Origin of the sequence: Campylobacter concisus, from assembly GCF_003048405.1 — a bacterium.
Taxonomy (GTDB): domain Bacteria; phylum Campylobacterota; class Campylobacteria; order Campylobacterales; family Campylobacteraceae; genus Campylobacter_A; species Campylobacter_A concisus_Q.
In genome coordinates this window covers 845,892-868,648 of record NZ_PIQS01000001.1, presented here as the reverse complement: position 1 = coordinate 868,648, position 22,757 = coordinate 845,892, and the positions used below count along the sequence as shown (strand labels likewise).

Sequence of the window (22,757 nt, the reverse complement as noted above, 5' to 3'; positions counted from 1 at the left end):
TCATTCTCCTCTTAATGTATCTGCCATTTTATTATTAAGTGCCCGTTTGATCGGATAAAATGCTGCGATCGCTGCAAATAAAAGCGATATTATCACAGCTACTGGGATGCTTAAAATTCTAAAATCAATACTAGAATCAAATATCGCATAACCTAAAATTTGAGCTAGTAAATATCCTAAAAATGCACCAACTAATGCTGAGATGAGTGCTGTCACAAATGTCTCAAAGCCAAATAGCTTTAGTACATCTTTTTTGCTTGCACCTATGGCTCTTAGAAGTGCGATCTCCTTTGAGCGAGAGAGCAAGATAGCACTAAGCGTTGTGTTTACGCACATTGAAGTAATGAGCAAAATAACAAGGCTAACAAGTGCCATTAAAAGCTTGATCTTCTCTAAGATGTAGCCCTCAGACTTTGAGACCTTTGCCACTGGTTTTGCAGCTATTTCTTCATTGCTTATAGTCTTTGCAAGCGATGTTATCTCATCAAAGTTACCAAGCACAACAGCTTCAGCATAGTTTATTTTGCCAGCTTTATTTGAAATTTTTTGAGCCAAAGATAGTGACGTGATCAAAAGCGCATCCTCTTTGTCACCACTTGCAACTACACCTTTTATCTTTACATTTATGCTCTCATTTGAGCCAATGGCACGAATTTCTATATCATCGCCTGCTTTAAAGCCAGCCTGACGAGCTAGATCGACGCCTATTAGCACGTTTTTATCGTCAAAATCGACATTTATCATCGTTCCATCTCTAACATCTAAAAATGGTTTAACTTTTTTTAGATTGCTAAATTTTGTTCCCATGACGATAGCGTTTGTTGGACCGATATTTGCCTGAGCAAAGAGATAACCGCTCTCACCAAGAAGCTTATCTTTTGGTACCTTAGCGATCATTTCATTGTAAGTTTTTTCACTCATATCATCGCTTGAGGTCATATCTTTTGGAGCAAAGATCATATTTGCGCCATAAGTTTTTAGCTCGCGTGAGACTTTAGAGTCAATGTCAAGATAGACATTAACAAACGCTGCACACACGCATGCTCCAAGCAAGATAGAGATCACGATGACCATTACTCTTGATGAGCCATTTTTTAAACTTTTATAAATTGTATTGTAAAAGAATTTGCTATTTGCGGTCATATAGCACCTCCGCAGGTAGTAAATTTATGACGTTTCTCATTGGCATTAGCGAGCCAACAACTGAGATAAGTAGGGCAAATGCCACGCTAATTGGTAGCACGATCCAAGCTATGCCTATGCCGTGTGAGAAGATAATGTAAGACATCACGTAGCTTAGCGCGTATCCTAAAAATGCTCCAGTGATACCTGCAAAAAAGGCAACCACAAGGCTCTCGCTCGCAAAAAGGGTGTAAATTTCAAAGTTACTTGCGCCTATGGCTTTTAAAAGACCGATCTCTTTTTTACGACGGTAAATTTCACTTGTCATTAGCGATGTTATGCCAATGGCTGAAACCACAAGAGCGATAATGCTAACAATGCCCATTAGGCTTTGGATTTTCTTTACTATGTTACTCTCAGCATCACTTACTTGAAGGCTTGCCTTTGCGCTAACGTTTGGTAAATTTTCTTCTATCTGAAATGCGATCGAGCCTGCGTAAGCCGAGCAATACCATTTGTCGTACTCTGCACTATCAAGGTTGTCTAAATTTCTTCTTGCTTTTAGCGATAGGTCATTTTCTGGGATTGTCATAGCTGATACTTCAGCCTTTGTGTATGAGTTTGCATGCCCAGAAAGATCTCCAGCAAGCTTTAGTGAGCCAACTAGCTTATGTGTCTCGTCACTAGCTCCTTTTAAAATTCCAACTATTTTAACCTCTCTTGTACCATTTTTGCCCACAAGACTAAGCTTGTCGCCAACCTTTAAATTTTTAGCCTTAGAAAGTTCTTCGCCAACTAAAATTTCATCCATACTTTCATCTTTTGGCCAAACACCCTCAACGCCCCAAAATCCATACAAACTCTTAACGCCTGTACTAAATTCTGGCTCATCTTTTAGACCGATATTTTTATCAAAATAGGTTCCTTCAAAGGCAAATTCAATTCCTTTTTCATCTTTAACTTTTGCCTCTAAAAACGGCGCAAAAGCAACGATATTGTTTCTCCAAAAGATCTCTTTTATCTTATAGATATCAGCCTCTGGAAGTAAATTTTGTGATTTTAGTGGGGTGAAATTTTTACCCTCGATCTCGATGCTTAGGCTCTCACCTCGTGGCAAAACAACGATATTTGAGCCATATCCTCTAAGCTCAGTTGCTACTTGATCACCGATTTTTAGCGTGATATTTAGCATGCAAGCTATCAAAAGAGCAGCTAGTAGTATGGTGATAAATGCCATCGTCTTTTGCACCTTTGAGCCCGTGATCGAGCTTTTTATCATTCTTAGTTGCATATTTTTCATTTTAACGTTCCATTTATTTCTACATATTTTTCTGGATTTGCTTCAAATTTCGCCTGAGTTTCGTTATTTTCAAAGAAATATGTGCGTCCGTAGTATAAATATGATCTTGACTCAAGATTGCTCACTTTTTTGCGACTAACTGGGTCAAGCACCATCTTTTCGACAACCTTACTAAAGAAATTTGCTCCATCTGTAATAGTTTTATAATCAACTATGATATTTTTGCCATCAAAGATAAATGGCATTGGTATCGGATTGCAACCACCCTCTTTGCCAACTGATGGCAAGAAAATTCTAACATTACAAGAGATACAAATAAGGTCATTTCCTCTTTTTATATAGCCCATATCGCCACATATCATGCATGAATCAAAGACGATAACAGGTGATACACGGTCGCTAAAGCGGTTTAATAAGAAAAATCTTATCTGTTTGCCCTCGTCTGTTATATAAGCAAATCTGTGAAGTTCATTATCTTTTAGCATATCAACATCAAATATAAATTTATCTCCCACTGGCTCAACCAAGACTGGCTCTGAAATTTCAGGTGGACGAGATGCGTAAAGATCATAATAGAGCGAAAATCCAAGTGCTATCAAAATACTACAAAATGCAAATTTTGCATTATCAGAAATATTTTCTCTAATGGCTTTTGTAAAGCGGTATTTGATAGAACCAAATTTATTTTTATCAATACTTTTTGGCATAAAGAAAAGTGCGGTGATGCATAAAAGTAAGATCACAAAGATATAAAAATAAGTACCAAATTCTGATACGTAAATACCTTTTGCACTAACAGATAGAATCTGAGAGTTTAACTCACTACTTATTTTTAAAGCCCCAGCACGTAAAAGCTCAAGCGCTGTCTGAGAACTTCTATCTATTAGTAAGAAAACTAAAGTGATAATAGCTAAAATTTTAGCTATTAATGGAGAAATGCTAGATTTTAAATTCGAAATAAAAAAGAATAAAAATACGAGCAAAATCATTGCAAATATCATTAGAAAGAAGCTAATGACCGAAAGCGTATCTAGTAGCTCACCACCAAATAGCGGGAATAACACACTGCTTGAACTATAGCCAAAGCCAAAGCCGATGCCTAAAATAAAAAACGTTACAATTTTTGCTATCTTAAGCTCAAGAAATATCCATAAAATGCTAATTAGTAGAAAAACTAGCGTCACTAAATCGATGAAAATTTTAAACTGATCATCTACAAGTGCGTGACGAACGACTTTAAAAATAAATATGCCAGCTACGACTCCAAAAAGTGACGGTAAAAAGAGTGTTTTTAAACTTTTATCCTTGTTATTTAAGGCAGCAAAAAGCGTAAATCCAAGGAGGGCTAAAAAGACCTGATAGAAATAAATTGACATAACTAAACCCTGTGAGAATTTTTTAAAAGGGGCGAGAACGCCCCTGGTGATTATTTAACAGGACCACCTGTCCATTGAAATTTATAAGTTGTTGTGAAAGGCTCAAACCATTTACCAACACCGCTCTCTTTGTCAGCGTGGCGACCAAAACCTTGTTTTTCTGGATTATCAATGTGGAATTTAAGCTCATAGTTGCCTACGCCTGTATCCATTTTTACGTTAGCACCGTAGTGTGGGCCATCGCTTGCAACCATTGGCATAAAGGTACCTTTTTTAACTTTGCCGTTATCAAGGTTTTTTAGCTCGTAGTTAATCTTTAGGTATGGGATCCACTCACCTTCGCCAAAGCCGTTTTTATTACCAGCAATAGCGTGTATGTCAGCTTCTAGGTGAAAATCAGCTAGGCTTGGAGCTAGGTCAATACCCTTTGGTTCCATGTCGATTGGTTGCAAATAAACTGCAGCTATCTCCATGCCATTAGCCTCTACAGGCTCGCCAATTGGGTGCTCTCCAGCAAGTGCAAAACCAGCTACTAGGCTAAGTGCTAGAGCTGAACTAAGAATTTTATTCATATTCTCTCCTTTAAATAAGATTAATTTTTATTTTGTTTTGATTTCATGATAACTATGCCTATAATTAGGGCAAGCACCATAATGATCTGAGGTACTAAGCTCTCATAATATGGCATAAGTCCTAGCCAGTCTCTCATCCAGTCAGGGAAGCTAAGTCCTTTTATGATAGTTGGGATGAAAATTTTACCCTCAACTAACTCACCAACGCCTTTGCCAACAAAGACGATCGACATGTAAAAGATGATCGCTGATGTAAATATAAAAAATGGTTTAATAGGAATTTTAACAGCAAAAATTTTAAATAAGAAATAGACTATCAAAAGAACGATAAGACCTACGACAAAGCCAGCTGCGATCATTGAGTAGCCAGCTGAGTCTTTTGCGTCAAAGATAAGTGCTTGATAAAATAGCACTGTCTCAGCGCCCTCTCTAAATACGGCTAAAAATACAGTCCACCAAAGCGCTGTACTTGAGCCACTTGAGATAGACTCAGATACATGTGATTTGATGTAGTCGTTCCATTTTTTAGCGCCAGCATTTGAAAGAAGCCAGAAACCAACATAAAATAGAAGTCCCACTGCAACAAGCATTGTGATGCCTTCCATAAGCTCTCTTTTTTGACCTGCTGCCTCGCCAAAGATGACGTTCATGATCCACGCCATAACAAAGCTTAAGATGACAGCCACGCCAACTGAACTATATACGACCTTACCCATAGCTTTTGCATTGCCAGTTTTTACAAGGTATGCAACGACGGCTGCAACGATGATAAGAGCTTCAAAGCCCTCTCTTAAGATGATAGTTAGCGCCCAGATAAATAGCGTCCAAGGTGAGCTTGAACCATTAGTTTTCTCAAGTGCGGCTGCTAGCTGAGATGACATTTTGCTTGCACTCTCTTCAAGTGTTTTTTCATCTGCGCCTGATTTCATAAGGGCTACGAGGTTGCCAAATGTAGCTTCGATAGCTGTTTTTAAATTTACATCTATTGCGCCTACTTTATTCTCCATGCCGCTACCTTCAAACTCATCAAAGTAGATGTCTTGGATATCGCCCATGGCTTTTTTTGCATCACCATTTTTATAAAGTGTGATAGCAGCTTGAATTTTGTCGTTTATGTTTTGAACGACTTTGGTATAATTTACACCACTATCTTCTTCAGAAGCTGCTTCTACATCGCTCATATCAACTTTTGCAAGTTTTGCAGTATCAGCTGGTAGTTTTGAGATTGCCTCATATGCTAGCTTTTTGATCTCATCTAGCTTAGTTTTAAAATCATCTTTGCTTATACCATTTGTGATGCCGCTGATCGCTTCGCCCATCTTTCTTTGGATATCAGAATCTATGCTTTTACCATTTTCTATATGCTGGCGAATAGCGATTTCAAGTTGAGTATTTCTGTAGTCTGTAAATTTAGCATCTTGGATAGCACTTTTAGCATCATCTTGCTTATCACTCTCATAGCTTGCTATTGCTTTATCTAGATCGGCTGATAAATTTGTAAATGCTACCTTCCACTCAGGGATAAATTTAGAAGTATCATAGTCAGTTGCAGCAGCTTGAGCTGGGCTGTCTGAATACTCACCAACTAGCCTATGTCCTTTTAAAATAACCGGTAGAACTTCAGCGATCTCGCTATTTATCTGGTCAATTCTTTTTTGAACATCATCAGGCGCTTCACCTGCTTTTATCGCCTTTCTGATCTCGCCAAACTGCTTCTCCATTGAGTAAGCTTTTTTCTGACCTAAATTTATTCTGATGCCAGCTTCGACATCTTCAAATAAGCCAAAATAAGCATTTTGAGTATCACTGACTGCTTGTTCAACATTGCCAGCTCTATACTCTGTTATTACTTTTTGTAGCGACTCTTTTATCTGAGCTGCGACCTGCTCATAGTCGTCATTTTTTGCCACGAGCCAAATAGGCAACAACATAATTAGTATAAATTTTAAGAATTTATTCATTAAATAAACCACCTGTGAGATTTTTTTGAAGTGAATATTACCAAGGCTTTACTTTGATTAAAATAAAAACGATTATCATAAAATAGAGCAAATTGAGATAATAAAGAGAAATTTGTCTTCAAATAGCCAATTTTAAATAGTTTTAGAAATTTTCTAATGTAAATTTAAAATTTATCTTTTGAATAAAAAATAGTAGCTTTATAAAATAATGAAAAGGTTTTTAAGTTTAAAATTTAGAATTTAAAGGAGAGCAAATGCTCTCCTTCTTGTTAGGCATTTAGCCCAGTGTTTCTTAGCATAACGCGTTTACGATATACATTTGAAACCTCAGCAGCGTCGCCAACTAAAAGCGCGTTTGTAGAACAGATAGCCGCACACATAGGCACTTTGCCCTCAGCCATTCTGTTTTGACCGTAAAGCTCTCTCTCCTCATGTGAGTTAGTTGGCTCTGGACCGCCTGCGCACATAGTACATTTATCCATTACGCCTTTTACGCCAAATGCCCCATCTTTAGGAAACTGTGGCGCACCAAATGGACAAGCATATAAGCAGTATCCACAGCCTATGCACTTGTTTTTATCGTGAAGCACGATGCCATCAGCTCTAATGTAGAAGCAATCAACCGGACAAACTTGCTCGCAAGGTGCATCGGTGCAGTGCTGACACGCGATAGTGGTTGAAACCTCTTTGCCCTCGATACCATCGTGAAGTGTGATAACCTTTCTTCTATAAATTCCTACTGGAAGCTCGTGAGCAGAAGAGCAAGCGACTTGACAACCAAAGCAGCTGATACATCTATTAGTATCTACAAAAAATTTCATTCTTGCCATCTTATCTCTCCTTACTCTTTACCTAAGGCGTCTCTCTCGCCATACTCGTGATAAAACGATGTTTTAAAGGTGTTCTCTTCAGCTTTTTCTATGCGGCAAAGACCTGCGTTAAACTCTGAAATTTGAGTAACTGGGTCAAATCCGTAGTTAGTAACTGTGTTAAAGCTCTCACCGATAACATAAGGCTTAGTGCCCTCTGGATAGCGAGCTGAAAGATCAACGCCTTGCATAATGCCAGCGAAGTTGTATGGCATACAAATTCTATCTGGAGTTACCATCTGGCTGTGATAGCATCTTACTTTGATCTTTGTGCCTTGTGGGCTGTGGATCCACATCATATCGCGGTCTTTTATGCCGTATTTTAAAGCTAGCTCTGGATTAACATTAGCAAACATTTCTGGCGTAATAGCTGATAGATATTTACTAGTTCTTTCGATCATACCAGCACCACTTAGGTTTACGACGCGTTGCGTACTAAATACGATAGGGAATTCTTTCGACCAATCTTTTGCTTGTTGCTCTGACTTAAACTTAGTAGAAACACGGAAATTTCTAGCTTGATCATCAAATGTCGGATACTTTTGAACAAGATCCCAGCGTGGTGAGTGAACAGGCTCTCTATGTTTTGGAATAGGATCGAGGAATTCCCAAACGATAGCTCTTGCCCTTGCATTACCATAAGGTACAACACCTTTTTCACGGCATTTTTCAAAGATAATACCACTATAATCCATACTCCAGCTTGGTCCCATCTTAGCTTTCTCTTCTTCAGTTAGAGTTATACCTAAGACTTTTTCTATATTCTCTTTTGTGATTTGTGGATAGCCACCTTTTATAGCTGAGCCAACAAGTGTTGTCTCTTCGCTAGCTAGCTGACTAACGCCATTATGTTCTAGTCCAAAGCGATTTCTAAAGCCTGAACCACCCTCAACATAAGGCTTGCTCATATCATATAGTATTGGTGTTCCAGGGTGTTTTTCATCCCATGCCGGCCATGGTTTACCGTAGTACTCGCCTTTGACTTCACCACCAATACCTATTAGCGTATCTGGATCAAATTTATCCCAGTTTGCTTGATGGCGTCTAAACATCTCGGCTGTTCTACCACCATAACCTATAGAATTTCCAATTCTAGCTATCTCATTTGTCGCATCATCAGGCCATACAAAATCATCTTTTACTTGTTTTATTTCATGATCTACGATACCCATTTTCATGCCTTTTACGTATTCATCGTAAAAGCCAAATTTCTTAGCAAATAGGAACATCACTTCGTGATCGCCCTTGCTCTCATAAAGTGGATCAACAACTTTTGTTCTCCATTGTCCTGAGCGGTTTGTAGCACTTAAGTGACCTTCATTTTCAAATGCAGTCGCTACTGGCAAGATATAAACACCATCTTTTCTGTCTGAAAGGATAGAAATTTCATTTACAAATGGCTCAGCTACAACGATCATATCTAGTTTTGAAGCTGCTTCTTGGATTTTAGCTAAGTGCGCCATAGATGTTAGACCAGTTCCTTGAACCCAAAGAACTCTTAATGCACCACTACTAAATGTATTCTCCTCTTTCAAGACGCCTTGCCACCATTTTGAAAGTGACCAGCCTTTTTCGTTTCTCCAGTTTCTATCTTCTGGATGTTTAGGATCGTGGTAATAATACTCTTCAAAGACTGTGTTTTTAACAGGAGTGCCGCCTTGTTTTGGCTCTTTTGTTGAGACCGCAAAGCGTTTAATAAATTCGTCATAATCAACGCCCCAGCCTTTGCAGTAATATTTCCATGTTGCATCAGTTAAGCCATAATACATTGGCAAGCTATCTGAAAGGTTACACATATCAGTTGAGCCTTGAACATTGTCGTGGCCACGAATGATATTACAGCCACCACCTGCTTTACCCATATTTCCTAGAATTAGTTGAAGGATAGGTAAAATTCTTGTATTTGATGTACCAACTGAGTGTTGAGTGATGCCAAGTGCCCAAACAACAGTACCTGGTTTTGTGTGAGCTAGAATGTCTGCAGCTTTTAGTAGCTTATCAACTGGTACTCCAGTAACATCAGATGTAACCTCTGGTGTCCAGTGCTCAGCCTCTTTTCTTATCTCATCAATACCGTAAGTTCTATTTTCTATAAATTCTTTATCTTCCCAACCATTTTTAAGAATGATATGAATAAGACCATAAACAAGCGCAATATCAGTTCCTGATCTTTGTCTCAAATAAAGATCAGCATGTGCAGCTGTCTTTGTAAAATTTGGATCAGCTACAATTATTTTTGCATTGTTTCTATCTTTTGCTTGTAAAGTGTGCTTCATGCCACCAACTGGGTTTGCCACAGCTGGGTTTGCTCCTATGATAAATATACATTTTGAGTTCGCAGCCATATCTCCAAAGTGGTTTGTCATCGCGCCATAACCCCAGGTATTCGCCACACCGGCGACTGTTGCGCTATGTCAAATTCTTGCTACGTGATCGTTACTGTTTGTACCCCAAAATGCACAAAATTTTCTAAAGTAGTAAGACTGTTCGTTGTTAAATTTAGCCGATCCTAAGAAAACAACACTATCAGGGCCATCTTCTTTACGGATCTGAAGCATCTTATCGCCGATCTCGTTTACAGCTTGATCCCATGAAATTCTTTGCCATTTACCATCAACTTTTTTCATAGGATATTTGATGCGTTGTTTGCTGTGTGTAAGATCGATCTGGTCGATACCTTTTGAGCAGTGTGAGCCCTGAGATATCGGATGATGCATCGCCATATCTTGACGAACCCAAACACCATCTTTTACCTCAGCCTCGATACCACAGCCTGCTGAGCAAATAGAACAAATCGTTCTAACCTTTTTTGAGCCAGGGAAAGGATTTTTTATCTCCTCATCACTTGCTTTTCTTATCGTTTCATTTTCTCCAAAAGCCATTGTGCTTCCAGCACCAAGTGCGGCTAGCTTTAAAAATGAACGTCTTCCTATACGTGCATCACTCATGGTTTTCTCCCTTAGTAAGCGATTTTATAGTAGGTTTCCCAGTTCTTGCTTTTTTTATAAAGCACCTCTTTTTTGTTTGACTTGCCAACGACGACACCATTGTCATCAGGAGCTAAGTCGTCACTAGTCACTTTTGCTACGGCTGAGACTGCGAGTACTCCGCCGGCAGCACCGACTTTTAGAGATTTTTTGAGAAAATCTCTTCTTGATCCTTGCATTTTTTCTCCTTAGCTCTCAAACTTAAAAATTTGAGAATTTGGTTTGATTGGTCTTCACAATTTGCAACTTTAGAAATTCTAAAATATTGCAAGGCCTATTTCAGGGCTTTTTATAGCCTAGATTTAAACTCTGCAAATTTAGCATAATTGCAAGATAATCAAAGTAAATATAAAGCTTTAATTAAATATGTTAAGTTATTGTTAAAAATATAAGAAAATATATTTAATATTTTAACTTTTATGAATTTTGAGAGAAAGGCTAATTTAAAGTATAAATTCTAGGGAGAGCTCCCTAGAAAAGATTATTTTAGATCACTTTTATTTATTATAAATGGCACTGATCTAACGCCAGCCGAGAAATATTTTTTTCGTAGAGTATCGATCTTGTCGCTCTCTTCTTTACTAACATTTTTTTCATCTACGTTATAATCTTCAGAAAAATACTTTCTTAAAATTTTAACCTTATCGCTATCACTTTTTGCATTTTTTATATCTTTATAGATCAAAGCACTTTTTTGCAAAGATGATAGTTCATGCACTGGAGTTAGGATGATTTCAACGTTATTGTCTTTTAATGTCGTTTCGATCTTTGCTAGCTCGGCTCTACAATATGGGCATTCAGGATCTGAAAACATAATAAGAGTTGGCTTTTTGCTATCATTGCCAAGAGTTATAACATTTGCTTTGTCTTCATTTTTATAAATTTTAGCTAGTGATTTTACTAAATCAAGTGCTGCTTTTTCTGCGATTACCTTTTTTTCTTCAGCCAAATAAGACTTTTGCTCCTTTAAATTTACAACATCAGGAAACATAAGATCGCCCTTAACAAAAGTCACATCTTCTTGAGACATATCTCCTTTGCTAAATTTTAAGCTTACTTTTTCTATATCATCTAAAATTTTAGTGCGTTCTACGACTTTTACATTAACACCATCGATATTTTGATTTTTAAAAACTTCTGAGTAAAAATCTTCTATTTGCTTATTGCTAGCTGCCATTAGGCTAGTTGCCGCTAATATTGAGGCCAAAACCACTTTTTTCATTTTTTTCCTTTTTAAAAATTTGGCGGATTATATTTGCTTTTTGTAAATAAATACTAACCACGAAAGACTCTATCATTTCCTTGCTTCATTATGTCACTCTCAAGGTCAAGTTGCTCAAGATAAGCGATTACATATTTTCTGCTTAAATTTAGTGCATCCTTGGCGTTTGTGACATTTACAAAGCCTTGATTTTTGATGATCTCTCTTAGCTTATCAAGTGCCATTTTTAGCGAATTTCTAGTGATGAAAAGGTTATGCTCCAGCCTTACAACTCTGCCCATTGCAGTTAGTTTTTTAAGGGCATTATCGCCACTTAGCCTATCTATTTCCAGCTCATCATATATATTATAAGGTGCCGTTGGAGCTAGCTTTCCGCTTTCTAAAATTTCATAAATTTTCTCTTCAAGCCTTACTTTTAGTTTGCTTATATCAACGCCTTTTTTTGTATAGACGCCATCATTTTTAGAGATTAAGTTTATACTTTCAAGCTCATCAAGTGCTTTTTGAGCCAAATTTTGACTAGCCCAAGCAAGCTTTAAGCTTATACTTTGAGCTGAGAAAACGGCAAATTCATTTTTCTCTATCATAAATTTAACCACAGACTTTATCCGCTCAACCGCGCTTAGATCGTAGATATTTAAAGCCTTTTCATCAACAAAGACGTTTGAGACTTTTTTGGCCACATTTACGGCCTCTTCGTGACTTAGTCCAAACCTTTGATAAGAAGAGATGATGCCAAAGCCATTTTTGTGAGCCTCTTTTAAGATAGAAAAGGCTCCAACAAAATCATGCTTTAAAAGTGCAGCCAAGAAGAGAATTTTACCAGCCTTTTTTAGTGGCTCAAGCACAGGATTTAGCACTCTGCCGCCACCTATCACACGAGCGTCTGATATGAGAACAAATGCCTCGTCAAATTTCAAAAACATATCGCTTTGAAATTTAAAGGTAACAAAGTAGCTATCATCTTTTTGGCTAAGGATTAGCACCTTTGCAGGCACATTTTTAGCTCCTACGCAAAAGGTTACGCTTTGCGAGTGGATGAGACTCTTAGCAGTTACGACCGCATCAACCTCTCTAAATCCCCTAAAATAGCCTTTTTTACTAAGCAACTGCCCCTTTTTTAGCTCATTAAGCTCAATGCCAGTTAGATTTAGCGCCACACGGCTGCTAACTCCTGCGCTATCTACGAATTTATCATGGCTTTGCACACTTCTTACTAGCACCTCTTTGCCAGCGTCATAGTTAAAAAGCTTCTCATTTTTACTAACGCTTCCCTCTATAACGGTGCCAGTTACAACATTTCCGATACCTTTTAGGCTAAAAACCCTATCGATGTAGTATCTAAAAACGCCCTCCTCATCGCGTTTTTTAGCTCTTAGCGTAAAGAGGTAGTTTCTAAGCTCATCTATACTTGCCTTATCCTTTATACTAACGGCAAAAATTTCTAAAATTTGCAGGTTTTTAAATTTAGAAATTTCATCTCTTATCTCTTTTTTTCTTAAATTTATAGTCACTTCATCTACGAGGTCACACTTAGTAAGTGCCACGATCAAAGACTTCACACCAAGAAGATTTAAAATTTCAAGGTGCTCCAAGCTTTGAGGCATAAGTCCGTCATTTGCCGCCACCACAAATAAACACGCGTCAAAGCCATATGCACCACTTATCATCGTTTTTATGAGATTTTCATGCCCTGGCACGTCGATAAACGCGATATTCTCATCATTTTTACTTAAATTTGAAAAGCTTAGATCGATCGTTATGCCACGCTTTTTCTCCTCTTCGAGATTGTCCCCCTCAAAGCCGTTTAGCTCCTTTATAAGTGCGGTTTTGCCGTGGTCGATATGTCCTGCTGTTCCTATTATTAAACTCATTTTTCTTCCGTTTCATTTATTATTTTTATTAGTTCATTTACATCTTCATCCAAAAGTGTTCTTAAATCAAGCAAAAATTTATCATTTTCTATACGGCCGATCACCTTTTTTTGCCTAAATTTCTGCTCATTTAAAACTGCATCTCCACTAACTGCCAAAGCCATACTTGGAATTTTTTTATTTGGCATCGCACCACCTCCTACAAAGGTTTGTGTACGAAGTATCTCAAGCGGGGTTTTTAAATTTTTATTTATAAAATTCGCTAAGTTTTCAAGCTCTTTTACGCTTTTGTAAAGTAGTTTTTGTGTTGTGATTAGCTCAAATTCTTTATTTAAATAAGCTTTCATGCTCTCAATCAAAAGCGAGATGATCACTTTATCTACGCGAAGCATTCTTAAAAGCTGATTTTTTCTAAGTTTTGCGATGAGCTCTTTTTTGCCAACAATGATGCCGCACTGCACCGCACCAAGCAGTTTATCACCGCTAAAGCTAACTAGCGAAACATCTTTTAAATTTTTTAGATCTGGCTCATTTTTGTCTAAGTTAAACGGCAAATTTCCATAAAATCCACTGCCAAGATCAAAATAATCTATCAAATTTTGCTCGCATGCCAATTTACTTAGTTCATTTGCTGTAACCTCTTCACTAAAGCCCACGATGTCAAAATTTGAGCGATGAACCTTTACAAGCATCGCCGTATTTTCACTAATTGCCTCTTCGTAGTCTTTTAGCTTAGTTTTGTTTGTCGTGCCAACTTCTTTCAAAAAGCAACCCGCATTTGCCATCACTTCAGGCACTCTAAAACTACCGCCGATCTCAACTAGCTCACCTCTGCTAACGACGACCTCCCTGCCCTTTGCAAAGGTGTTTAGCACTAAAAATACAGCGCTTGCGTTATTATTTACGACGATGGCGTCTTCAAAACCAAAAGCTCTTGCGATCATCTCACCGATATAGTCGTATCTGTTGCCACGGCTGCCTGTTTTTAGGTTGTATTCAAGGTTTGAATACCCTGTGATTACCGGAGTTGCACGGCTTAAAATTTCTTTATCTATGACGCTTCTAGCGAGGTTTGTGTGAATGGTCACACCGGTTAAATTTAGCACTCTTTGAAGGCTTGATTCATTAAATTTATGATATTCGTTTAGGATTAAATCTATTATTTCTTGCAACGCAAAATTTGCATTTTCATTTAAAATTTTAGCCCTAACTTCATTTAAAATTTGCCTTGCAAGCAATGTGACTAAATTTATATCAAATCCTGAAAATGCTTCGTTTTTTATGATCTTATCAACTTGTGGGATATCTCTTAAATCGCTCAATTCGTGCTCCTAGTAAGTTAGTTTTACCAAGCCGTGATTTTAACATAAAAAATATTATAAATTAAACCTTAGAGCAAAAAGGAACATATAAAATTCAGAGTCTATTAATCCCATTAATATTAAAATAAGCCTGTTTTTGATAATAGGAGAAATTATGAAAGAATTTGGCTTTTATAACGATTTTGACGATACTTTGATGTTAAATGAACAGATAGAAATAAATAACGAAAAGGAAGAATATTTAGTTTCTAACTCGCCAAAGCTTAAAGCAAACATTATCGCACCTGAGATAAATTTTTATCTAAAAAATACAACTGCAAGCGTATTAGAAAAAGCTAAAAATACACTTTTACTTTATGAAGCAAGAGCAACTGCATTTGACATGGCAAAGGATGTTGATTACGAAAAAGAAGTCGGAAAAAATGTCGTAATAGTAAGCAACTCAGGCCGTGAGGAACTAGCAAATTTATTAAAAGAAAATGGCTACAAAGTCATTGAATTAACGCATTTTGAAGTAAAATTTATTTATGGCGCAGCTGGCGAGCTTAGTGTTTTGATACTTAGGGCAAATGACGAATTTGAGGTCGATTGTGACTTTTTCTTGGTTGAAAATGCAAGGGATTATATGCTAAAGCAAAGCGGCTGTTATGAAATAGCTGGGCTAGAAGATGAAGCTGTGCTTAAAATGTTAAATGAAAAAACTCCAAAATTTAAGTACAAAAGCCTAACTCAATATGACTCTTCGATCTGCCAATATCATGAGCGAAGAAATGAAATTTGCGGACGCTGTGTCGATGTTTGTCCAACTGTAGCCATTTTAAAAGAAGACGAGACAAAGCATCTTATCTTTTCACAGATAGACTGTACAAACTGTGGAAACTGCATAAGCGTCTGCCCTAGCGGCGCACTTGATTATACTCTAATGCCACAAAGCTCATTTGCTGCTGTGGCAAAGCTTTATAAAGGCAAGATTGCACTCATTGTGCCAGAAGAGATAAATTTAGAAGATCTTAGTGTTAGCCTACCAGAAAATGTCCTACCTTTTGCCATTTCAGCTGCACATTTTCTAAGCCAAACGCACTTTTTGACACTTCTTCAAGAAAGCGGTGCAAGTGTGATTTTATTTAGCAAAACTCTTGGCAAAGGCGAAAAAGACGCCATTAGCATCTTAAATCAAATTTATGAGCTTAAATTTAAAGAGACGGCGATCTATCACGCCAAAGATAAAAATGAGCTTGAAGAATCGCTCAAAAAGGCAAAATTTATAGCTGACTCACAACACACAATAAACGAATATGCCTTGCCAAAAAGAGAAATTTTTGCAAAAAGGCTCGAGTTTTTAGTAGGTAGCGAAGATCTTGGCGTGGTAAAAAGCGGCGAGATGATAAGATACGGCGATGTCAAGATAAACACTGATAGCTGTACACTTTGTCTAAGTTGCGTTGGCGCTTGTAACGTAAGCGCGCTAGTGGCTGATAAAAAGACAAATTCGATTTTATTTAATCCAAGCGTCTGTACAGCTTGCGGATACTGCGAACTAAGCTGTGCTGAAAAAGATACCATAAGCCTTGAGGTTGGAAAAATTTCTCTTAAGCCTGAGTTTTTTACATATAATGAGCTGGCACGAGATGAGCTTTTTGCCTGTGTTGAGTGCGGAAAAGAGTTTGCGACTAAAAAAGCTGTCGAAAAGATCGCAACTATAATGCAACCAAGATTTGGCAACGATAGAGTTAAGATAAAAGCGCTTTACTGCTGTGCTGACTGTAAGGCCAAACTAATGGTTCAAGCCCAAATAAACGCGATGAAAGAGGATTTATTAAATGGATAAAAACATCATAAAAGCAAGATCATATTTTTACGAATTTCTAGCATATCCTATGTTTTTTTACACAAATGATGAGAAATTTTCAAGGTGGAAAGAGCAGTTAAGATACTTAAGCGCAAATCCTTTAAGCGAGGATAGTGATGCTGCGTTTAAAAATTTAGATAAATTTAGCTTTGAAGAATTTTCAAAAGAACAAAATGACGTTCTTTTTGGCTTTACAAATATCCCTTTAAGTGCCTCATTTTATGAAGAGGGCAGAGATAACGGCGCAGCTAGGCTTAGGGTTATTGAATGTTTAAAACTAAGCCCATATAGACGTGATAGCGAGCTTTGCAAAGATAGCGAGGACTACGTTGGATTTATATTTTTAGCGATGGCTACATTTTTAAAAGATGAGTTTGATGATGCAAAAAATATTAGCAATAAGCTCTTTGGCGAGACTTTAAATTTATTTGTAGATGAGTTTTATCAGCTACTTTCAGCTCACAAAGAGGCAAATTTCTTTAAATCATACATAGTCATTTTAAAAGACTTCATCGAGCTTGAGCGCTCTATACTAAACGTAGAAGCACCAGCTAAGCCAAAAGGCGATAGTGTCGCTATGGCGGCACTTAAGAAAGAACCATTTCAAAGCAAGATGCCAACAATCAAAACCAAACTTCATTGGGAAGAATTTTCTCCAGTCATCTCACACGAGTTTAAAGACTAGCTTAAATTTACTCTTAGCCAAGCTAGGAGTAAATTTAACATCCGCTTAAATTTGTTATCTTGATATTTTATAATTATTAGCAATTTGGCGTTAATCTTCTTTAAATTTTTTACAAAGGACTTACAATGGTAATGACACACTACATGGAGCTTTTATCGCTCAATCAACCTTACAATCTAATCCTCTTCATGGTGATACCTGTGGGGCTTACGGAGCTTTTAGTGGCGATGGAGTTTCTCACTATGTATCACATGGATAGCGGTAAAAATGCTGGCTATAAGGCTGTTGGCAAATTTGCTGGCATAGTGCTTGGGGTCTATTTTACAGCTCTTGTGATCTATTTTATGGCAAAAATTTATCCAAGTATAAAATGGCGTGGATATGCCGATGTCATCGCTGTCTACTCATATCTCATCAGCGTCATACCACTTCTTGGCATCGCGCTTTTAGAGCTAAATTTGATCTACAAAAACGCAAGCGAAAAGGCAAAGCTAAAGCTTCACTTTTTCCTACTCATATTTGCCTTGATCGTCGCACACGTCGCAATGATATTTGGCATGGTTGATCCTACCATAACTGGCTACAAGGCTGAAAACGGTGAGATGGGTATGCATATGAATATGCCAATGAACATGCCAGCAGATATGCCAATGCACGATCACCACAAGATGATGCAAAATATGGGTGAGATGCATATGAATATGATGATGCAAAATATGAGTGATGATAACTCAACTAATATGCACATGCATCACTAAATTTTATAGCTTCTTGGCAGCTGCTAAGAAGCTATAAAAATTTAATTCTTTTTGCTACTTTTAATAATCTATTTTCTTTAAAAAATTTTCTGAGTGATTTTTGCTCTTTTGCACCGATCTTGTAGCTTATAAATTTAAGATACCACTTGATATCTTGCTCACTTATGCCGCGACTTTTAGCATACTGGGCTAAGATATAGTTTGGGATCTTTATATTTTTTTGCAAAAATTTTGCGACCAATCTTTTATAAAATGAGCCATTTTTTACATATGAAAATCTACCAAAAACAAATGGCAAATTTGTCTTTTCGTACCAAATTTTACCAAGGTCGTAAAAGCACTCTTTGCCCTCACTTAGGTATGCCTTTAGTGCCCTGTCGCCTATGATCACCTCGCCATTTAGACGAAGCACCTTAGCTAGGGCGTTTGAGCTAGCAGAGGCAGGATCTGGCTTTGGGGCTGAGTTTTTGCGCACAAGCACGCTTTTTACATCGTTTTTGGCGACTATTCCAAAATTTAGCTTCTTTAAATTTGCCTTTTTACTAGCTATACTTGAGATCACCGCAGCGTCGATCTTTCTAGCATTTAGCGCCCTATTTAGCTTACTTGGCACGCCCTTTTTAAACTCGATCGCCTTTTTTATCTGAGAGCTTAGTGGGGCTGATTTTAAAAAAACGTGAAATGGGAGTAAATTTAGATAATCAATCTTTCCAAATATCATTTTTCATCTTTTACAAGCTCAAATTTAACTAGCTCATTTTCGTTGCACACATCGCGAAATAGCCGAATCAAGCTCTCTTTTGCACTATCATCCAAAAATTCTTCATTTTTTAGCTTTATAAGCGTTGGCTCATTTATCTCGCAAAGACAGTCAAAGAGTGCGTCTAAATTTCTACCGTAGTACTCTGGCAGGTCAAATTTCTTAGCAAAATACTCATGCATATTCTCTTTTTCAGCCATCTTTTTGGCATCTAAGATCACGATTTTCATTGCATCCTCTTTTCATAAAGCAGGTAAAAATGCTCGTAGTGGTCGGGCGTGTAGTAGATAAGTCCGTCGTTTGAGTATAAAATTCTCTCAGCGCCGCGCCTACCACCATTATAATTTACATCACACTCAAACCACTTTCTGCCATCAGCCTCTGGCAGCCTCTTTTCTCTGTTTGAAAATCTATCTCCGCCGATGCTTTTGCCACCGCTTATCTGCCATAAATTTCCGCTTTTTGCATCCCAGCCAAGATCGAGTGCCTCTTTTTTGGTTATGAAATTTTTTGGTAGCTTGTTAAATTTATAGATATAAAGAGCGACCTCATCTTTTGAGGTGTATGAGCCGTTTTCTACAAGATTTTGGCTCTTTTGCCCCTCTTTGTTTAGCTGCTCAAGTAAAATTTGAGCGTTTTTGTTTGCCTCGTCGCCATCTTTTGAAAAAAAGAAAGTACCGATGATGATAGCAATGACAAAGGCAACTAAAGCTGGCAAAAGTCTTTTATTCAAATTTAGCCCTTAAAGCGTGTTAAAAACTCTATCGCCAGCATCACCAAGACCAGGAACGATGTAGTTTTTCTCATTTAGTTTCTCATCGATCGAAGCTGTATAGACCTCGACGTCTGGGTAAATTTCACTAAATCTCTTTAGCCCCTCAGGAGCGGCAATGATAGAGATAAATTTGATCTCTTTAACGCCCTTTTCACGCAAGAATTTGACTGCGTCTATCGCCGTGCCACCAGTTGCAAACATAGGGTCGATTATGATCGCCATGCGCTCTTTTGCATCTTTTGGAAGCTTTGCGTAGAAAAACTCAGCCTTCGCTGTCTCTTCATTTCGCTGAAAGCCCAAAAAGCCCACGCTTGCATCTGGGATGATGGTAAAAACGCTATCAAGCATACCAAGAGCAGCCCTTAAAATGGGACATATCATAACTTTTGTAGTAAGTCTCTTTGCATCTGCCACCGCAACTGGAGTTTGGACTTTTACATCTTTTACTTTTAAATTTCTAGTCGCTTCAAAGATCATAAGATAACTGATCTCATCAACTAGCATACGAAACTGAAAAGGCTGGGTATTTTTATCACGTAGAATGGTTAATTTATGCTCGATCAGTGGGTGCGAGATGAGTTTAACGTTTTGCATTTTTTATCCTTAAATTTACTGTTTTTACAGGGTTTATCTTTACAAAATGCCAAAAAGAGTTTAGCCCAAAATTTGGGCTAAATTTTAAAATCCTTTTGCAAGTTTGGCTCTATAAGCCTCAACATCAAAATCTTTTACTCTCGCTACGCCATCTTCAACTGCAGCTTTCGCAACTGCTGGAGCGACTGCTGTTAGCACGCGTTTGTCAAATGGTTTTGGGATAATATACTCTTTGCCAAATTTTAGCTCACTAACGCCACTTGCCTTTAAAACTTCAGCTGGCACTGGCTCTTTTGCAAGTTGTGCAAGCGCTCTAGCTGCAGCCATTTTCATATTTTCAGTGATCTTTTTAGCTCTAACGTCAAGCGCACCTCTAAAGATAAAAGGGAAACCTAAAACATTATTTACTTGGTTAGGATAGTCGCTTCTGCCTGTACCCATCATTACGTCACTTCTTACAGCCTCAACATCCTCTGGATAAATTTCAGGCACTGGATTTGCCAAAGCAAAGATGATAGGCTCTTTATTCATTGACGCAACCATCTCTTTTGTAAGCACACCAGGCTTAGAAAGACCTAAAAACATATCAGCACCCCTCATCGCATCAGCTAGAGTTCTATCCTCAGTTTCAAGTGCAAACTCTACCTTTTCAGGCGTTAGGTCTGTTCTTTTTGAATGAATGACACCTTTACTATCTATCATCACGATGTGTTTTGCACCAAGTGCTTTATACATCTTCGCGCATGCAATGCCAGCTGCACCTGCGCCGCTAACTACGATTTTTATCTTTGAGATATCTTTGCCAGAAATTTCCATCGCATTTATCATGCCAGCGCTTGTTATCATCGCTGTGCCGTGCTGATCGTCGTGCATGACCGGGATATCGACTGCTTCTTGAAGCTTTCTCTCAATCTCAAAGCACTTTGGAGCACGGATATCTTCTAAATTTATACCACCAAATGTCGGAGCAAGAGCCTTGCAAATCTCAACGATCTTATCAGGATCATGCTCGTCTAGCTCGATGTCAAAGGCATCAACATTTGCAAATTTTTTAAATAAAACTGACTTTCCTTCCATAACTGGCTTACCAGCGATAGCACCGATGTCTCCAAGTCCAAGAACAGCCGTACCGTCAGTGATAACGGCTACTAGATTTGCTTTATTCGTATATTTATAAGCTAGTTCATTATCAGCTTCTATCTCTTTGCAAGGCTCTGCAACGCCAGGTGTATAGGCCATTGAAAGGTCTCTTGATGTTTCGCAAGGCGTCTTTACCTTTATCTCGATCTTACCGCCTATGTGGTAGTTTAGTGCTTCTTCTTTAGTTACATGTGTCATTTTTCTTCCTTTAATAAATTTTGTATTCTATTTTTCGTCTCGCTACTGCCTACTACTTCAAGCACTTCAAATATGCTTGGGCTAACACTTGAGCCAGTTAGCGCTATCCTTAGAGCCTGAGCTAGGTCTTTTAGCTTTAAGCCATTTTGCTCTAAAAATTTATTAGTTAGCTCCTCATAGCCCTTCACGTCGAGGTCACGGTCTAAAATTTGAGCAAATTTCGCCAAAATTTCTTTGCTATTTTCATTTATAAATTTAGCCCAAGCTTTCTCATCGTAGCTTTTTGGAGCGTTGATGATCGCATTTGCGCTGTTTGCCATCTCTATTAGCGTCTTTGATCTCTCACGGAGCGAATTTAGCAGTAGCTCACCCTTTACCAAAGCCTTAAAATCAACGCCAAACTCAAGCATATCGTGCGCTAGCCTCTCGTAAGGTAAAGTCTTAATGTAGTGAGAATTTAGCCAGTCAAGCTTTTGAGCGTTGTAAGTGCTTGAGCTTTTGTTGATATCGTTTGGATCGAAGTATTTAAGCATATCCTCAATAGTAAAAATCTCATCATCGCCGTGGCTCCAGCCAAGACGAACGAGAAAATTTAAGAGCGCTTCAGGCAGGTAGCCCATCTTTTTATACTCCATAACATCAGTTGCACCATGCCTTTTGCTAAGCTTTTTGCCATCCTCGCCGTTTATCATAGCGACGTGATAAAATTTTGGAACCTTAAAGCCAAGTGCCTCGTAAAGAACGATCTGTTTTGGGGTATTTGAGAGGTGGTCATCGCCGCGAATGACGTCTGTTACGCCCATTAGTGCGTCATCTATCACAACCGTGAAGTTATAAGTCGGTGTGCCGTCGCTTCTTGCGATGATGAAGTCATCTAAGATATCTTCAACCTTAAATTTAACCTCACCTTTTATGCCATCATGTATGACGATATCACCGCTAAGCGGGGCTTTTATACGGATGACTGGCTCAATGCCAGCTGGAGGCGTGCCAGTAAAATCTCTATATCTATTATCATATTTTGGGCGCTCTTTTCTAGCCTCTTGGCTGGCTCTAAGCTCCTCAAGCTCCTCTTTGCTCATATAGCATTTATATGCTTTGCCTTCTTCAAGTAGTTTTTTAACATACTCTTTGTAAAGATCAAACCTCTTTGACTGATATGTCACTTCGCCATCGTGATCTAGCTTGCACCAAGCAAATGCCTCTTTTATGGCTTGCGTGGCTTCTTCTGAGTTTCGTTTTAAGTCAGTATCTTCGATGCGAAGTAAAAATTTTCCATTATTAGCTCTTGCGTATAAATAATTATAAAGGGCTGTCCTAAGTCCGCCTATATGTAGGTATCCAGTAGGCGACGGAGCAAATCTAGTAACTATCATTTTGTGCCTTATTTTTA

General features: G+C 38.0%; 20 protein-coding genes and 1 pseudogene. 3 read left to right on the top strand and 18 right to left on the bottom strand.

The genetic code is table 11. From position 1 onward, the window contains the following. The 12 genes and pseudogenes from CVT18_RS04575 to selA form a co-directional block, all read right to left on the bottom strand. The gene (locus CVT18_RS04575; protein ID WP_103629189.1) at positions 1 to 1,143 is read right to left on the bottom strand and encodes an ABC transporter permease; all 1,143 of its coding nucleotides are present in this window, start codon (positions 1,141 to 1,143) and stop codon (positions 1 to 3) included. Next, positions 1,130 to 2,422, bottom strand: coding sequence for an ABC transporter permease (locus CVT18_RS04570; RefSeq protein WP_103629190.1), 1,293 nt, complete (start codon positions 2,420 to 2,422; stop codon positions 1,130 to 1,132). Before CVT18_RS04570 ends, CVT18_RS04575 begins: the two co-directional genes overlap by 14 nt. After that, a complete protein-coding gene (locus tag CVT18_RS04565) occupies positions 2,419 to 3,798 on the bottom strand; it encodes a Fe-S-containing protein (RefSeq protein ID WP_103629191.1) in 1,380 nt (459 codons plus the stop codon). The genes CVT18_RS04570 and CVT18_RS04565 overlap by 4 nt, the downstream gene beginning before the upstream one ends. Positions 3,799 to 3,848: 50 nt before the next feature. Then, positions 3,849 to 4,370, bottom strand: coding sequence for an iron transporter (locus CVT18_RS04560; RefSeq protein ID WP_103629192.1), 522 nt, complete (start codon positions 4,368 to 4,370; stop codon positions 3,849 to 3,851). A gap of 20 nt (positions 4,371 to 4,390) precedes the next feature. Next, on the bottom strand, positions 4,391 to 6,331 hold the full coding sequence (locus tag CVT18_RS04555; RefSeq protein ID WP_107824283.1) for an FTR1 family iron permease: 1,941 nt from the start codon (positions 6,329 to 6,331) through the stop codon (positions 4,391 to 4,393). A gap of 269 nt (positions 6,332 to 6,600) precedes the next feature. Next, on the bottom strand, positions 6,601 to 7,161 hold the full coding sequence (fdh3B, locus tag CVT18_RS04550; protein WP_103629194.1) for a formate dehydrogenase FDH3 subunit beta: 561 nt from the start codon (positions 7,159 to 7,161) through the stop codon (positions 6,601 to 6,603). An 11-nt stretch (positions 7,162 to 7,172) separates the two neighbouring features. After that, complete coding sequence (locus CVT18_RS04545; RefSeq protein WP_234410290.1) at positions 7,173 to 9,827, bottom strand: formate dehydrogenase subunit alpha; 2,655 nt, start codon at positions 9,825 to 9,827, stop codon at positions 7,173 to 7,175. A gap of 60 nt (positions 9,828 to 9,887) precedes the next feature. Continuing rightward, a pseudogene (locus CVT18_RS10770) lies at positions 9,888 to 10,082 on the bottom strand (hypothetical protein); the annotation flags it as partial. Positions 10,083 to 10,159: 77 nt separating this feature from the next. Then, positions 10,160 to 10,366: a twin-arginine translocation signal domain-containing protein gene (locus CVT18_RS04535; protein WP_009294906.1), complete on the bottom strand. Its 207-nt coding sequence runs from the start codon at positions 10,364 to 10,366 to the stop codon at positions 10,160 to 10,162. 302 nt (positions 10,367 to 10,668) lie between these two features. Beyond that, positions 10,669 to 11,409: a thioredoxin domain-containing protein gene (locus CVT18_RS04530; RefSeq protein ID WP_107686256.1), complete on the bottom strand. Its 741-nt coding sequence runs from the start codon at positions 11,407 to 11,409 to the stop codon at positions 10,669 to 10,671. Positions 11,410 to 11,462: 53 nt separating this feature from the next. Beyond that, on the bottom strand, positions 11,463 to 13,283 hold the full coding sequence (gene selB / locus CVT18_RS04525; RefSeq protein ID WP_107824281.1) for a selenocysteine-specific translation elongation factor: 1,821 nt from the start codon (positions 13,281 to 13,283) through the stop codon (positions 11,463 to 11,465). Next, a complete protein-coding gene (gene selA / locus CVT18_RS04520) occupies positions 13,280 to 14,605 on the bottom strand; it encodes an L-seryl-tRNA(Sec) selenium transferase (protein ID WP_107824280.1) in 1,326 nt (441 codons plus the stop codon). The genes selB and selA overlap by 4 nt, the downstream gene beginning before the upstream one ends. A gap of 154 nt (positions 14,606 to 14,759) precedes the next feature. Here selA and CVT18_RS04515 point away from each other — a divergent pair, with 154 nt between their 5' ends. The 3 genes from CVT18_RS04515 (at position 14,760) to CVT18_RS04505 (ending at position 17,897) form a co-directional block, all read left to right on the top strand. Further along, positions 14,760 to 16,433: a 4Fe-4S binding protein gene (locus CVT18_RS04515; RefSeq protein ID WP_107824279.1), complete on the top strand. Its 1,674-nt coding sequence runs from the start codon at positions 14,760 to 14,762 to the stop codon at positions 16,431 to 16,433. Then, on the top strand, positions 16,426 to 17,139 hold the full coding sequence (locus tag CVT18_RS04510) for a molecular chaperone (protein WP_107824278.1): 714 nt from the start codon (positions 16,426 to 16,428) through the stop codon (positions 17,137 to 17,139). The genes CVT18_RS04515 and CVT18_RS04510 overlap by 8 nt, the downstream gene beginning before the upstream one ends. Positions 17,140 to 17,264: 125 nt before the next feature. Beyond that, the gene (locus CVT18_RS04505) at positions 17,265 to 17,897 is read left to right on the top strand and encodes a DUF6803 family protein (RefSeq protein ID WP_072593896.1); all 633 of its coding nucleotides are present in this window, start codon (positions 17,265 to 17,267) and stop codon (positions 17,895 to 17,897) included. Positions 17,898 to 17,928: 31 nt separating this feature from the next. On the opposite strand, the gene CVT18_RS04500 is transcribed toward CVT18_RS04505, so the two are convergent. The 6 genes from CVT18_RS04500 to gltX all read right to left on the bottom strand — a co-directional run bounded on the left by CVT18_RS04500 (position 17,929) and on the right by gltX (position 22,740). Beyond that, the gene (locus CVT18_RS04500; RefSeq protein WP_103629200.1) at positions 17,929 to 18,618 is read right to left on the bottom strand and encodes an MqnA/MqnD/SBP family protein; all 690 of its coding nucleotides are present in this window, start codon (positions 18,616 to 18,618) and stop codon (positions 17,929 to 17,931) included. Further along, entirely contained in the window at positions 18,615 to 18,887 is a 273-nt protein-coding gene (locus tag CVT18_RS04495) for a barstar family protein (protein ID WP_103629201.1), read from the bottom strand. Before CVT18_RS04495 ends, CVT18_RS04500 begins: the two co-directional genes overlap by 4 nt. Next, positions 18,884 to 19,390: a ribonuclease domain-containing protein gene (locus CVT18_RS04490; protein ID WP_103629202.1), complete on the bottom strand. Its 507-nt coding sequence runs from the start codon at positions 19,388 to 19,390 to the stop codon at positions 18,884 to 18,886. The genes CVT18_RS04495 and CVT18_RS04490 overlap by 4 nt, the downstream gene beginning before the upstream one ends. A gap of 9 nt (positions 19,391 to 19,399) precedes the next feature. Beyond that, the gene (upp, locus tag CVT18_RS04485) at positions 19,400 to 20,026 is read right to left on the bottom strand and encodes a uracil phosphoribosyltransferase (RefSeq protein WP_103629203.1); all 627 of its coding nucleotides are present in this window, start codon (positions 20,024 to 20,026) and stop codon (positions 19,400 to 19,402) included. Between the two features lie 84 nt (positions 20,027 to 20,110). Continuing rightward, positions 20,111 to 21,364, bottom strand: a complete 1,254-nt coding sequence (locus tag CVT18_RS04480) for a malic enzyme-like NAD(P)-binding protein (protein WP_087585442.1) — start codon at positions 21,362 to 21,364, stop codon at positions 20,111 to 20,113. Continuing rightward, positions 21,361 to 22,740, bottom strand: coding sequence for a glutamate--tRNA ligase (gene gltX, locus CVT18_RS04475; RefSeq protein WP_107824319.1), 1,380 nt, complete (start codon positions 22,738 to 22,740; stop codon positions 21,361 to 21,363). Before gltX ends, CVT18_RS04480 begins: the two co-directional genes overlap by 4 nt. Positions 22,741 to 22,757: the final 17 nt, after the last annotated feature.